Source organism: Halomonas sp. SpR1 (genome assembly GCF_031010175.1).
GTDB lineage: Bacteria > Pseudomonadota > Gammaproteobacteria > Pseudomonadales > Halomonadaceae > Vreelandella.
This window is the reverse complement of the sequence record NZ_JAUAMB010000003.1, coordinates 31,044-43,687: the sequence shown is the minus strand read 5'-3', so window position 1 is coordinate 43,687 and position 12,644 is coordinate 31,044. Positions and strand designations below refer to the sequence as shown.

Genomic DNA, 12,644 nt, shown 5'->3' with positions numbered 1-12,644 from the left:
GAGCTTCTCGCCTAACGCGTGCTCGGTAGCGGTTACGACAATCCGGAAAGCCTACGTGGGGGGGCGTTGGTTTAACCCCCCGACCAGCCCATCCAAATCGGCACATAAACCACCAATAGCAGCACCCCGATCAGCCCAAGCAGGTAAGGGATGATCGCCCGGGTAATTCGCTCCAGCGGCAGTTGCGTAATAGAAGACGCCACGTAGAGGTTAATCGCCACCGGCGGCGTTATCATGCCAATCGAAAGCCCCACCACGATAATCAAACCAAAATGAATCGGGTCAATTCCCAGCTGCAGCACCAGCGGCAGCAGCACCGGGGTAAGAATAATCAGCGCACTGGCGGTTTCGATAAACACCCCGGTGAGCAGAATAATCCCTACGATCAGCAGCATAATCACGTAAGGGTTGGTGGAGAGCGACAGCACCGCCTGGGCAATCGCCCCCGGCACCTGCCAACTCGATAGCGTCCAGCTCAGTACCGCCGACATGGCAATCACCAGCATAATCACCGCGGTGGTCATCGCCGAACGGATCAGTAGCTTGTAAATCTGGGGCAGGTTCAGGTCACGATAGACAAACAGCGACACCAGCATGGCGTAGTTCACCGCCACCACCGCCGCCTCTGAAGGCGTGAAGATGCCTGAAAAAATACCGCCGAGGATAATCACCGGCGTCATCAAGCCCCAGCTGGCGTCTTTAAAGGTCGTCCAGATGGTCGCAAGCGACAGCGGCGTACCTTTGGGATACTGACGCTTATAGGCTTGAGCAATGGCGATGGCCATTAACCCCAATCCCATCGCCAGCCCCGGCAAAAAGCCATTGAGAAACAGCTTGGAGACCGATTGCTGGGCGATGACTGCGTAGATGATCATCGGCACCGAGGGCGGGATCACTACCCCAATGGTGCCGCTGGCGGCAATTAAACTGGCTGCCGAGGCCGGGTCGTAGCCTTTGCGCTTCAGCTCCGGTACCAGGCTTGACCCCACCGCCGCGGTCGTTGCCGCGCCTGAGCCGGAAATCGCCGCAAAGAACATGCCTGCCATCACCGAGACCACCGAAAGCCCGCCGCGCATAAAGCCGACCAGAGAATCGGCAAAGCTGACCAGCTTTTCGCTTACCTTGCCCTGGGCCATTAAATCCCCGGCGAGGATAAACATCGGGATCGCCACCAAGGCAAAGGAGTTAATGCCCTGGAACATCTGCTGGGTGACCACCATCAGCGGCACGCCGGACTGATATAGCGCGTAGAGCGTGCTGGCGCCAATCGCAAAGGCGATCGGCACGCCCAGCAGCATAAACAGGAAGAACAGCCCAAACAGCAGCAGCGTCATAGCGACTCCTCCTGGGGTTGGGAGGTTTCGCCGTTAATCAGCAGCTCAATGATATCGACCAGCGCATACCAGGCCATCATCGCCGCGCAGATCGGCATCACCGCGTAGACGTAGGTCATCGACAGCCGCAGCGAAGCGGATTTCTGAAAGCTCTGCACCTGCATATAGCGGTAGCCGATCACAATCAGCGCGATCATAAACGCCAGCACAATCAGCAGGGCGGCAATCCGCGCTATTTGGCGCAGGCGGCCGGGCAGGGCGTCGACCACAAAGGTTACGGCAATGTGCCGCCCGCGCTGAAACGCCAGGGTGCCCGCTAAAAAGGTGATCCACACCAGCAGAAAGCGGGCGACTTCTTCCGTCCAGCCCACCGCGGTGAACAGCACCCGCGAGACAATCTGCAGGGTAATCACCCCGATCAGCGCCGCCATGCCCGCAAACACCACGGGCTGTAGAATGGCGTCCAGAAAACGTTCAGTACGCTGTAGCAAGGTTACCAGTGGATGCGTGTGAGTGGGCACTTACTTCACTTCCTCCTGGATGCGTTGCAGGTAATCGCCGAACTGATCACCGTACTTTTCATACACCGGGGCAACGGCTTCCTGGAAGGCGGCGATATCCGGCGACTGATTGATTTCCATGCCCGCCTCGGCCAATTCGGCTAACTGCTCGGCTTCCATAATGGCGTTCTGTTCCCTGGCATAGGCAGAGGCTTCGCTGGCGGCGTTAAGCACGATCTCCTGAACCTCCTCTTGCAGGCCGTTCCAGGCGGGTAGGCTCATAATGAAAATCGCTGGCGCGTAGATATGCCGCGTCATGGTGAGGTAGTCCTGGGTTTCCGCCAGGTTAAAGGCATGAATGGCGTTAACCGGGTTCTCCTGGCCATCAATCGTGCCCTGTTGCAGCGCGGTCAGCGCTTCTGTCCAGGCCATGGGCACGGCATTGGCGCCGAGCTCGCGGAACGTATCCACGTAGACCTCGTTCTCGATAACCCGCAGTGTCAGGCCTTCGAGATCTTCGGGCGCATTGATCGCCTTTTGGCTATTGGTGATATTGCGAAAGCCGCGCTCAGCAAAGGCCAGCCCCTTAAGGTTCACATTCTCTAACTTGGCCAGTATTTCCTGGCCGATCTCGCCATCCAGCACGGCGTAAGCGGATTCAGCGCTTGGAAACAGGAACGGCAGCTCAAATACCGAGAACTCATCAACAAAGTTGGCCACCGGCCCGTTGGTGATTACGCCCATATCGACGGTACCGATCTGCATCCCTTCCAGAAGGGTGCGCTCGTCACCTAAGGAAGCATTGGGAAATATCTCTACCGAGACCGAGCCGTCGGTCTGTTCGCTGACCAACTGCTGAAAGCGCTCGGCGGCAATATGGTAAGTATCTTCTGTATTTACCACGGTCGCTAAGCGCAGGTTAATAGGGGTAATTTCCTCTGCCTGGGCCATTAGCGGTAAACCCAGCAGGCCAGCGCATAGCAAGGTTAGGTTTAACTGTTTGAATTTACTTGTATAACAGGATGCGGCATGAGCGGTAAAACGGGCGCGATGTTTCACATTATCTCCTAGTGGTGGCTGTTCTTATTATCTTGGTGGGCTTCATCTATACCACATCGAACTAACAGGGCAAATTACTTATTTTTATTCCACTATTCGCGATAATAATCCAAAAAATCTTTATAGATCTTGGGCTTGAGTGATTTAAGGGTTAGCGATAGCCTGCAAGCATTGACGATTGATTAACTGCCTTGGAAAGCGATGGTAAGGCTTGGCCGGTGGTGAGTCTTGCTAACCATGTTCTTACTAACCAATAACCATGGCAACGCCAGCTAAAACAGGAATAACCAATGGATAAGTTGCTCAACGACCTAGTGGCGGTAGTCGGCCCAGAAAACGTGTTGCTCGGTGACGATGTCTCCCAGCGTAGCGTCGACTGGTTTACCGGGGCGCCCTGTCGTGCCAAGGCCATTGTCAGGCCCCGCAACACCGAACAGCTCAGCAAAGTGATGGCCCTGTGCTACCAGGCCGACCAACTGGTGGTGACCCATGGCGGCATGACCGGCATCGTGCACGGCGGTGAAGCCAGCCCTGAAGAGCTGGTCGTTTCTCTGGAGCTGATGAACCAGATCGAAGAGGTCGACCTGGTTGGCTCTACGATTCAGGTTCAGGCCGGGGTGACACTCCAGCGGGTACAGGAAGCCGCGGCGGAGGTCGATATGCAGTTCCCCCTCGATCTCGGCGCCCGGGGTTCGTGCACCATCGGCGGTAATATCGCCACCAACGCGGGGGGAATTCGGGTCATCCGCTACGGCATGATGCGCCAGCAAGTGCTGGGGCTGGAAGCCGTGCTCAGCGACGGCACCGTGGTCAGCTCGCTCAACAAAATGCTCAAGAACAACGCGGGCTACGACCTCAAGCAGCTATTTATCGGTAGCGAAGGCACCCTGGGCATCGTCACCCGCGCCGTGCTGCGGCTGCAGCCGCATATGCCCAGCGAGCAAACCGCTCTGGTCGCGGTGCCCTCCTTCGATGCCTTGACCCAGCTGTTGCGCAGGGTTTCCCAACAGCTCGCCAACAGCCTTAGCGCCTTCGAGGCGCTGTGGAATAGCCACTACAAGCTGGTGACCACCGAGAGCGGCAAGCACGCGCCCCCGATGGCCGACGACTCGCCTTTCTACGCCATCATCGAAACCCTGGGCCTGGATGACATCCAGGATGCGGAGCACTTCACCGAGATACTGCAACAGGCCATGGAAGACGGCTTGGTCACCGACGCTGTGCTAGCCAATTCCGGTGCCCAGCGCCAAAGCATTTGGGCGATTCGGGAAGATATCGAAGTGCTGGTGAAAGAGCTAAAGCCGATGTTCTCCTATGATATCAGCCTGCCGATTCCGCATATGGACGCCTACGTCGATACCCTGGAGCAAAGCCTCAAGGCGCAGTTTCCCCAAACAGGTAAAATGATCGTGTTCGGCCATCTCGGCGATGGCAACCTGCACATTATGATCACGGTGCGCGACGACAGCCCGCAAAGCCGCCGCCAGGTCGAGCAGTTGGTTTACTCCCCCCTACAAGAGTACGGCGGCTCGATCTCTGCCGAACACGGCATCGGGCTCGAAAAGCGCGACTACCTGAGTATTTCCCGCTCCAGCGAAGAGATCGCGTTAATGAAGCGCATGAAAATCGCCTTGGATCCCAAGCTGCTGTTGAACCGCGGCAAAATCGTGGCGGTGGAGTGAGTTTGGCGGTTTGACTATCGGTCGCCCAGGGCGGAGGGGGCTGGTGTTATCAGCTCCCTGGTGAGTTGCCGCAACCAGTGGATGCCCGAATCGTGATCCTTCCTTTCATCCCAGCACAGGCAGACTTTGAACGCTGGGACGTCCAGGGGCAGGGCGTAGAACTTCAGGCTATTGTTGCGGCAAATGACCCTGGCCGCGCTCTCTGTGACCACGCAGAGCAGCGTTGTCGATACCAATATTTCCTGCAGCGGGTTGATGTAGGGCGTCTTGGCGACGATTTTGCGCTCCAGCCCCAGCTCCCGCAGTTTTTCATTGATGAGCAGCGGGCTGTCCTCGCGATGGGATAAAGCCACCTGCGGGGTGTTTAAAAACGCCTCAAGGGTGATGGCGCTGCCCTCGCCATGGAAGGTGGCATCGCCCACACAGCCAATCACATCGTCAAACAAGTACTCGTGGTGCGAGGTGAGCGGCAATGTTTCGAGCTGCACCACTGCAAGGTCAATATCGTGCTCTTGCAGGACGTGCTGGGCGCCTTCCGCACTGGCGATGCGCGTGGAGAGCATGTTGAAGCACACATCGGGGGCGTGTTCCAAACAGTGCTGGATAAGCTTGGGTTGCAGCTGCTGGCTGACATAGTCCACTAGGCTGACACGGAACTCCCGCTTCGATGTGGCGGGAGAAAACTCGCTGTTGCTGTGAACCGCCTGGTCGAGATAGAACAGCCCTTTGGCCACCGCGGCATCCATCTGCCGGGCAAGCGGGGTGGGCTGCATGCCGTCCAGCGTCTTGATGAACAGCGGGTCGTCCATTAACAGGCGCAGCTTTTTCAGCGAGTGGCTGACCGCCGGTTGCGTCAGGCAGAGCGCCTCTGCGGTCAGCGTCAAACTCCGTTTCCAATAAAGCGTGTGAAAGACCAATAGTAAATTGAGATTTATCTTATTGAGTCTGTTCGCCAGCTTCATATGGGTGGTGTCAGCCATCAGGCGATTCTCTTGTAGCAGGCGATTTACTTGAGCGCCTCCTGAATGCGCGGCAGGTAATCACCAAACTGCTCGCCGTACTTCTCATACACCGGCGCAACAGCCGCCTGGAAGGCTTCCATATCCGGTGTGTCGTTGATCTCCATGCCCGCATCGCGCAGCGCTTGCAGCTGTTCGCTCTCCATCTCGGCGTTCACCTGACGCTCATGCTCGGCCGCTTCCTGGGCTGCCGCTAGCAATACTTCCTGGGCGTTTTCTGGTAGTTGGTTCCAGGCGGGCATGCCCATCACAAAAATCGCCGGGGCGTAGGTATGGCGGGAAAGGGTCATGTAGTTCTGGGTTTCATCCAGGTTGAACGAGTGGATCACGTTCACCGGGTTTTCCTGACCGTCGATGGTGCCCTGCTGCATGGCGGTGAGCGCTTCTGTCCACGCCATGGGGATCGCGTTGGCGCCCAACTCGCGGAAGGTATCGGTGTAAACCGGGTTCTCCATCACGCGGATACGCAGGCCGTCCAGGTCTTCCGGCGAGTTCACCGCCCGCTCGCTGTTGGTCAGGTTGCGGAAACCGCGCTCGGCGTAAGCCATGCCTTTCAGGTTCACCTCGGATAGCTTATCGAGCAGTTCCTGGCCAATCGGGCCATCGAGCACTGCGTAAGCGGCTTCCGGGGAGGGGAACAGGAACGGCAGTTCAAATACCGCCATCTCTTCGACAAAGTTGGCCACCGGGCCGTTGGTGATCACGCCCATATCTACAGTGCCGATCTGCATGCCTTCCAGCAGCGTGCGTTCGTCACCTAGCGTGGCATTAGGGTAGATCTCGATATCCACCTTGCCGTCGGTACGTTCTTCCACCAGCTCTTCAAACTTGGTGGCGGCGATGTGGAAGCCATCCTGCTCATTGACCACGTGGGCCAGGCGCAGAGTAACGGGATCCATATCCGCAAAATCAGCCGCGTTCGCGGCGCTCACCAGCGCCAGTGAGACGCCCAGTGCCAGCGTGCTACGTGCAAATGTTTTCATATTATTGTGTTCCCAATGGACTAAGGTGCAGAAGTGCTCCCAAAGCATGCACCACACCAGGGAAAACGGTCAATTGACTAAAGGGCTCAAGCCCCATACGGCTGGACACAGCGCGCCTGCACGGTTACGATACGCACCCACAAGCGCCCGTAGCTCAGTTGGATAGAGTATCGGCCTCCGAAGCCGAGGGTCGCAGGTTCAAATCCTGCCGGGCGCGCCAAATTGTAAAAAGGGCCTACGAGAAATCGTGGGCTTTTTTTTGGCTGTTATCGATCTAAAATAGAATTTAACGCGCTTCTAATATAGTGACGCAAGTAACCGGCTGCTAAAAGATGCAGAAAGGTACGGCTTTTGGCAGTCCATGTTAATTTGCATTGTTATATAACTTTCCTTCTTTCATATTTGCTAGCTTCAAGATTCTCTTTGCATATTTTTAAATACATTCCTATACATTTAGTTATATTGTTGCAGTCTCTTTTTTTATCTTTTATGACAATGTAAATATTATCAATTGATGCTCTGATATTTTGAATCTCTTGATCAAGATCGCTACACTCGTTAGGCGGATAAGAATTTATATAATCTATCGGAAGAAGGTTGTTAAAATATTCATCATTCCTAATGATTTCAACTTTCATGGCTTCAATGCTTATCTCTCTATGTTTTAAAAATAACTCTTCGATTCTTTGAATTTCATTTCTTGCTTCAATTAGAAATTTGTCAATTATTTTAAGATACTGCCCCTTTGACATCTCGCAGTTTTCAGTGAGCGCATCCGGTATTATATCATTTCCCCATTTTATCTGAATGCTGTTATCAATGCATTCATCATGATTTGACAACTTCGTAGGACTTTCTGATTCTGGATCATTCCAAACGGCGATACAGTGAGGAAGTCCGCGATGGAATTGTTCAAGGGTTTTATATGTGTAGACCCATATTGAATCGGCTAATTTATTTTTATGGCTTTCATAAACAATTTCATTTCGAAAATAATCGGAGTTTTTCAATTTTTCGATGAAATGGGGAATCGTGTTTTTGATTACATAGTTTGAAATGTTTTTCTTGAGAAGTAATTTCACACTAATTCTTCTGCTTAAAGCATGTGATGTGTCTTCAGTTTTCAGAAGAGTAAAGTCATTTGTGTTAATATAATATTTTTCAATTTCTTGTTTGCTCTCCCTTGTCAAGATGTTTGACTTAGGAATTTCAATTTTCCAAGCATTAGCTGTTTCTAAGGTGTTTGCTTTATTGACAAAAGCCCAATAAAGATTATCCTCTTCGGGATTGTACAAAACTAAAATGACTGGCAAGGAATAATCTGTCCAATAGGATAAATGCTTTTTTTGCCCTCTGAATACTATTGCATCTTTTGTTGATTTGTTGAAGTAACTTCTACCTGATTTGAGTTGTACGGCATATAACATACCAGTTGGATGACCATCATCGACAATTTCAATTTGAAAATCAATCCCATGATCAGATATGGGTTGCTCTCTTTCAAGCCAATTGAAATCCTGTAAAATTGTAAGAGCAAATTTATGGACTCCAACTCTTTCAGTTATTTCATCTTTCACGCTCATGTCTTACCTTTATATAGGAGCTGTATGACGCATCGTTAAATTTATTTTTCTAGCTTCCATATTTTTTCAATTGCACACGCCATGATATTTTTAAGTTTTCCATGATTATAATGAACAGAGCCGTATCCGGTTCCGCCATTAAGGTAAGTGAAAGCTAATGTATTTCTATTAATATCACCGCGAGTTCTTGATACATTCCCACTTATCCCATCCAATTCTAGAAAATACTTACCAAAAGTATCCATATGCATTAATTGCTCAATATCCTTTTTAGTAAAAAACAGTTCAATAAAGCAATTTTCTTCAGATCTAAGATCAAAATTGACACGTACACCTAGAGGTTCTTCAGTAACCATCCATGTTGTTTCATCCATAATTACACCTTGAAATTTAACGGCTGCAATATAATGGCGCAAGGAACGAGCGCCCGGAGACTACAGGAAGCGTATTTGATGGTATTGTTAAAAGGATTTTAAGGGCACATAAATAGCTGGAGAGAGTTAAGGGTTAGCAAATACCCCAAACAATCGAGAGTGATTACCTAAAATAAAAAAATCTAAGCAGTTTGCAATGATTAAGCTAATAAAACCAAAGATTGTGCAAGTATTTCCTATCATAGTCACCCCCTCTCGAATGCCAGCTATTGAATCGAGTCCCCATTGATCTCCTGAGCTTTTCAATCTCTCGATTGAATGGGGCGGGACAATAAAAAGTTATCATTAACGAGCTGCCCTGTCAATTGCATTGCATAGCCTATTTGCGGTTATAATTCGATAAGGCAAAGTCCCATTGAGCGCAAGCAAGCCACGTTTGAGCCTTTTTTCTCCAAGGCGTTCAATAAGGCTATTTAACGTAATAGCGTTTATTTTTCCACCCTTCAGGTGTAAAACTCGGCTATTTTGTACCTTTGGATTAAATCTTAAATCATCTAGCAGCGTTAATGTTTCTTGAGAGACCTCAGGGGATGGTTGCCGCTTAAAAATTCTGTTGCTCTCACTAACCACAATATTTTTAGCAACAGTAATATTTGTGCTTACAAAAATACAGTTTTCAAAGGTGCAGTTTCTGAAATTGCTGTTTTTTATCAGTGCTCTAGAAAATATGCAATACTTAAATGTGGCATCAGTGAAGTTCGATTTTTTAAGGTTCGTGCCTAAAAATTCTACTTGCGTAAAAGTAGCGCCTTTAAAGTTGCAACTAGTCAAAATTGCACCTTTAAAATTGACATCAATAAATGATGATTTAGAGAAATCAGCACGAAAGCATTGTGCTTTTGAGTAAAATTTATTTCGAATATTTCTCGTTTTAGTCTTGCGGTAGAATACAGATAAACGAGATAGATTATTTTTCCCTTTTGGAAGCATCATGCTCTCCGACTGCTTACTCTTCTAACGTTCGCCTAATAGATGCGAGTTTTCGAACGTCCAAATTGATGCGTTTGTAAGCACATTATTCACTGCTGAATTCCAGTATTTCTTCGCTAGAGTAGGTTTTCATTTGGTAGCTCCACATTGGGCGACCAGGATAACCATGATTGTTTAAATGCTCCTGAATCTTTAAAGAGAACCCTTCATTACTCCAAGGGTGATAGCTAGGATACCCTTGGTTTTCAGGATATATAAAGGCGATGAACATTCTATTTTTAACCTCTAAAACCTCAAGGTTATACCCTTCTTTTAGGTCGACAGGATAATGTCCTTTTAAATAGGTATCGAGAACATCCTGAGCCTTTCCTACTTCTATTTTTTCTTGAATTTGCTTCGTTGCAGTTATCCCCATAAACACCATTGGCGTCGCAATGGCTATAATTGCTAGAAGTCCGGACAGGCTTACCCCTATCTTTTTCCACTGCTGCAAACTAAATTTCGCTGCAACGGCAATGATTATACCGGCGATTACCGAAGCCAGAATGCTATAGCCGAAATTATCTAGATCCACTTAATTTCTCCACATAGTGCTAACAGTTTATTAGTGCGCATGCGAGTTTTTCCTGGCGACCACCACTCTAACCATCTAGCTAGCATTTATAGGATATTTACCCAGAAATATGAGCACTCATATTAAAAAATATTACCAGAAAACCGCGCATTTTAAGATAAAGATACCTATGAGTATACGGTTTTGGCGGATATCCGCTTAGATTCGTTTTCAGTTTCATGCTACCTAGCTGCGCGCAGCTTTTTTAGCTTTCGGGTGCTTCCTCAATTCTCTACTGAAATTAGCCTAGCACAAGCGGCTGAAATGGGCTGAGGCCGTAAGTTTTTCTTTTCAACGCTTCTGCTTGGCCTTCTGATGAGGACTCGTAACATTTTTCAGCATTGGCAGGTGTGTCGCCGATGCAGTCTTGACTGGGTGGGATCAGGTGGGCAGAGACAAAATGCTGAGCAAAAACGACCCCTCGCATAAGCTTGTGGAAGCCAAGAGGGGGGCATGTGTTTGGTCATCACACTGCTAGCTGCCAATGCGAGGGCGGCGGATGAGAAGAGGCGAAATGTTAGTTCAAGCACAAGCCTTAAGCCGACATAAAATCGTTCCAGCGCCTTACCAAATAGTTATGCTCATCCATAACAGTATTCCACACCGCGATGCGGCTCATTCTTGTCTGGTAGTCTCCGCCGTCGCGGATTTCGCCTCGATGAATCAGATCAGAAGTGCCATCGGGGCCTGGAAGGTTTTTGGCGGCAGGTTGGCCGCCATACCAAAAGTCCCACTCCGCGGCGGATAGGTGAGGGCGGGTCAGTTCTGGGGTGGAAATGTAATAGCCCTGGCGGGTCATGACGGCGCCGGGCCATCCAGAAATCCACCAGTTGAGGTAGTCATAGGCCGCATCTAGGGTGCCTGTCCAACAACCAGCTCCAGCTCTCTTGGTTGATATCCAGCCCTTTGGGGAGCATGTCCATGCGATAACCGAAGCTGTCCACGTTGTGGCTAACCGGGAGCATGGTGATATGCCCGCTTGGGCGAGAGCCGTAACAGCCATCGGGTTGGACGTAGAGCAGGTCGACCGGGTTACTGCCTGCTCCCAGGGGCGCGTGGGGCGTTAGCCTACCTGTCTTGGGCAGATCATTTATCATGTCCCAGTGCGTGATGCGATCCACCTGAATGGGTTGAATCGCATTAGCGGGCCACACGAAGTTCAGCTTGATTGTTAAGAAAGTTATAATAGCAGTTTGCTATATATAGCAAACTGCTATTATAGTGTAGCCAGTGAAAGGGGTTACATATGCATGTGGTCACACAAAAACGTATTTGGGAAGCAAAGGAGAAATGGCCGCAGTCGGCCACTGCCTTAGATGCATGGTTTCGCATCATGAAGGGTAGCGAGCCCCAGAGCTTTGCTGAGATGAAAGAAATTTTTCCGGCAACGGATAAGGTAGGAAGCCACCATGTTTTTGACATTGGTGGCAATAAGATTCGACTGATAGCAACTGTGCACTATCGCGCTAAGCGCGTTTTTATCCGCCATATTCTCGATCATCCTGAATATGACAAGGGTAAGTGGAAGGAGTGAAGATATGAATGCCGTTCTTGATCAAGCCGCTACTCACTGGCAGTACATTGCACCTCTTCTCTCTGCGCCAGAATCAGAGGATGAGTATGACGAGAAAGTAGAAGCGCTTGATGAAATTCTAAATTTGGTTGGCGATGATGAAAATCATTATTTAGCCAGCCTTGCGGCGCGCCTTGGTGATCTTCTTGAGGCATATGATGAGCGTGTACGCCCCATGCCTGTCGCGGGGGATACTGATGTGCTTCGTTATCTTATGGAAGAACATGGCATTACCCAAAATGATTTGCCGGAAATCGGCGCTCAGTCTGTTGTTTCGTCCATTTTGTCAGGCAAACGTAAGCTTAACTGGCGCCAAATTTGTGGGCTTTCTGACCGCTTTGGCATTCCAACGGATGTTTTCAAACAGCGTAAAACACTCAGGGATATTAGGGTCTGTTGACGTTTCATCGCGAACCGCGTTGTGGTGCAACCCGAAGGGCTGGGCCCGTTTTTACCCGCGGCGGCGTTAGTCGTCATTCATTTGGAATAAGGCAAGTCGACGCTGTGCCGGATAGAGCAGAATGCCGATCGGCAAGCGATGGTGCCCATGAGTTACTGTGGCATCACTGCATTGAACAGCATAACGAACCACTGAAGGAAATCGTGCTGGAAGTCGATGGCACCGATATTCCCGTGCACGGTGACCAACCTGGCAAGTTCTTTAATCGCTATTACGATCACCACTGCTATTTCCCGCTGTATGTCTGCTGTGGACGTCATCTGCTGGTGAGCTATCTGCGTACCAGAGACCGCAGCGACAGCCGCCATGTAGGCTGAGGCACGTCAGCTTTTCTTTTAAACGCTTCTTCTTTGCTTGCTGAAGTGGACTCGTAATATTTTCCTGCGTTGGCGGATGTTTAGTAGGCGCAGCCCTGATTAGAGGCGGGCTGGGGAGCAAACAAGCACCCCCGCTTAAGCTCGTGAAAGCCAAGAG

At 50.3% G+C, this 12,644-nt stretch carries 14 protein-coding genes, 1 tRNA gene and 1 pseudogene; 5 read left to right on the top strand and 11 right to left on the bottom strand.

All coding sequences use genetic code 11. The annotated features are described in order from the left end of the window. Positions 1 to 71: 71 nt before the first annotated feature. Genes QT231_RS03355 through QT231_RS03345 form a run of 3 tightly spaced genes read right to left on the bottom strand, consistent with a single transcriptional unit; the run spans position 72 to position 2,893 of the window. On the bottom strand, positions 72 to 1,334 hold the full coding sequence (locus tag QT231_RS03355; RefSeq protein WP_308335517.1) for a TRAP transporter large permease: 1,263 nt from the start codon (positions 1,332 to 1,334) through the stop codon (positions 72 to 74). After that, positions 1,331 to 1,855: a TRAP transporter small permease gene (locus tag QT231_RS03350; protein WP_308335516.1), complete on the bottom strand. Its 525-nt coding sequence runs from the start codon at positions 1,853 to 1,855 to the stop codon at positions 1,331 to 1,333. The genes QT231_RS03355 and QT231_RS03350 overlap by 4 nt, the downstream gene beginning before the upstream one ends. After that, on the bottom strand, positions 1,856 to 2,893 hold the full coding sequence (locus tag QT231_RS03345; protein ID WP_308335515.1) for a TRAP transporter substrate-binding protein: 1,038 nt from the start codon (positions 2,891 to 2,893) through the stop codon (positions 1,856 to 1,858). Between the two features lie 290 nt (positions 2,894 to 3,183). On the opposite strand from QT231_RS03345, the gene QT231_RS03340 reads away from it, so the two are divergent. Then, complete coding sequence (locus QT231_RS03340) at positions 3,184 to 4,575, top strand: FAD-binding oxidoreductase (RefSeq protein WP_308335514.1); 1,392 nt, start codon at positions 3,184 to 3,186, stop codon at positions 4,573 to 4,575. Positions 4,576 to 4,589: 14 nt separating this feature from the next. On the opposite strand, the gene QT231_RS03335 is transcribed toward QT231_RS03340, so the two are convergent. Both QT231_RS03335 and QT231_RS03330 read right to left on the bottom strand, forming a co-directional pair. Beyond that, on the bottom strand, positions 4,590 to 5,555 hold the full coding sequence (locus QT231_RS03335; RefSeq protein WP_308335513.1) for a LysR family transcriptional regulator: 966 nt from the start codon (positions 5,553 to 5,555) through the stop codon (positions 4,590 to 4,592). 26 nt (positions 5,556 to 5,581) lie between these two features. Continuing rightward, positions 5,582 to 6,577 (bottom strand): TRAP transporter substrate-binding protein, encoded by a 996-nt coding sequence (locus tag QT231_RS03330; RefSeq protein WP_308335512.1) that lies wholly within the window; start codon positions 6,575 to 6,577, stop codon positions 5,582 to 5,584. A 143-nt stretch (positions 6,578 to 6,720) separates the two neighbouring features. Between QT231_RS03330 and QT231_RS03325 the strand changes: the two genes are divergently transcribed. Further along, positions 6,721 to 6,797: transfer RNA gene (locus tag QT231_RS03325), tRNA-Arg, on the top strand. A 157-nt stretch (positions 6,798 to 6,954) separates the two neighbouring features. Here the strand turns inward: QT231_RS03325 and QT231_RS03320 are convergent. The 6 genes from QT231_RS03320 to QT231_RS03295 form a co-directional block, all read right to left on the bottom strand. Next, positions 6,955 to 8,160: a DUF4365 domain-containing protein gene (locus QT231_RS03320; protein WP_308335511.1), complete on the bottom strand. Its 1,206-nt coding sequence runs from the start codon at positions 8,158 to 8,160 to the stop codon at positions 6,955 to 6,957. Between the two features lie 41 nt (positions 8,161 to 8,201). Beyond that, complete coding sequence (locus QT231_RS03315) at positions 8,202 to 8,534, bottom strand: hypothetical protein (RefSeq protein ID WP_308335510.1); 333 nt, start codon at positions 8,532 to 8,534, stop codon at positions 8,202 to 8,204. Between the two features lie 345 nt (positions 8,535 to 8,879). After that, positions 8,880 to 9,527, bottom strand: a complete 648-nt coding sequence (locus QT231_RS03310) for a pentapeptide repeat-containing protein (protein WP_308335509.1) — start codon at positions 9,525 to 9,527, stop codon at positions 8,880 to 8,882. An 82-nt stretch (positions 9,528 to 9,609) separates the two neighbouring features. After that, the gene (locus QT231_RS03305) at positions 9,610 to 10,098 is read right to left on the bottom strand and encodes a hypothetical protein (protein WP_308335508.1); all 489 of its coding nucleotides are present in this window, start codon (positions 10,096 to 10,098) and stop codon (positions 9,610 to 9,612) included. A 574-nt stretch (positions 10,099 to 10,672) separates the two neighbouring features. Continuing rightward, the gene (locus tag QT231_RS03300; protein ID WP_308335507.1) at positions 10,673 to 10,936 is read right to left on the bottom strand and encodes a hypothetical protein; all 264 of its coding nucleotides are present in this window, start codon (positions 10,934 to 10,936) and stop codon (positions 10,673 to 10,675) included. Between the two features lie 40 nt (positions 10,937 to 10,976). Next, complete coding sequence (locus QT231_RS03295; protein WP_308335506.1) at positions 10,977 to 11,291, bottom strand: hypothetical protein; 315 nt, start codon at positions 11,289 to 11,291, stop codon at positions 10,977 to 10,979. Positions 11,292 to 11,383: 92 nt separating this feature from the next. On the opposite strand from QT231_RS03295, the gene QT231_RS03290 reads away from it, so the two are divergent. The 3 genes and pseudogenes from QT231_RS03290 to QT231_RS03280 form a co-directional block, all read left to right on the top strand. Further along, positions 11,384 to 11,671 carry a type II toxin-antitoxin system HigB family toxin gene (locus QT231_RS03290; RefSeq protein WP_308335505.1) on the top strand — a complete coding sequence of 96 codons (288 nt, stop codon included), beginning with the start codon at positions 11,384 to 11,386 and terminating at the stop codon, positions 11,669 to 11,671. A 4-nt stretch (positions 11,672 to 11,675) separates the two neighbouring features. Further along, complete coding sequence (locus QT231_RS03285) at positions 11,676 to 12,110, top strand: transcriptional regulator (protein WP_308335504.1); 435 nt, start codon at positions 11,676 to 11,678, stop codon at positions 12,108 to 12,110. 90 nt (positions 12,111 to 12,200) lie between these two features. Beyond that, positions 12,201 to 12,478 (top strand): annotated as a pseudogene (locus tag QT231_RS03280) (transposase); the annotation flags it as partial. Between the last annotated feature and the right edge of the window lie 166 nt (positions 12,479 to 12,644).

Excerpts from the sequence above, each read along its gene's own strand:
- QT231_RS03285 (WP_308335504.1), top strand. The coding sequence starts at position 11,676 with ATGAATGCCGTTCTTGATCAAGCCGCTACTCACTGGCAGTACATTGCA.
- QT231_RS03300 (WP_308335507.1), bottom strand. The coding sequence starts at position 10,936 with ATGACCCGCCAGGGCTATTACATTTCCACCCCAGAACTGACCCGCCCT.
- QT231_RS03330 (WP_308335512.1), bottom strand. The coding sequence starts at position 6,577 with ATGAAAACATTTGCACGTAGCACGCTGGCACTGGGCGTCTCACTGGCG.
- QT231_RS03290 (WP_308335505.1), top strand. The coding sequence starts at position 11,384 with ATGCATGTGGTCACACAAAAACGTATTTGGGAAGCAAAGGAGAAATGG.
- QT231_RS03320 (WP_308335511.1), bottom strand. The coding sequence starts at position 8,160 with ATGAGCGTGAAAGATGAAATAACTGAAAGAGTTGGAGTCCATAAATTT.
- QT231_RS03355 (WP_308335517.1), bottom strand. The coding sequence starts at position 1,334 with ATGACGCTGCTGCTGTTTGGGCTGTTCTTCCTGTTTATGCTGCTGGGC.
- QT231_RS03315 (WP_308335510.1), bottom strand. The coding sequence starts at position 8,534 with ATGGATGAAACAACATGGATGGTTACTGAAGAACCTCTAGGTGTACGT.
- QT231_RS03340 (WP_308335514.1), top strand. The coding sequence starts at position 3,184 with ATGGATAAGTTGCTCAACGACCTAGTGGCGGTAGTCGGCCCAGAAAAC.
- QT231_RS03310 (WP_308335509.1), bottom strand. The coding sequence starts at position 9,527 with ATGATGCTTCCAAAAGGGAAAAATAATCTATCTCGTTTATCTGTATTC.
- QT231_RS03335 (WP_308335513.1), bottom strand. The coding sequence starts at position 5,555 with ATGGCTGACACCACCCATATGAAGCTGGCGAACAGACTCAATAAGATA.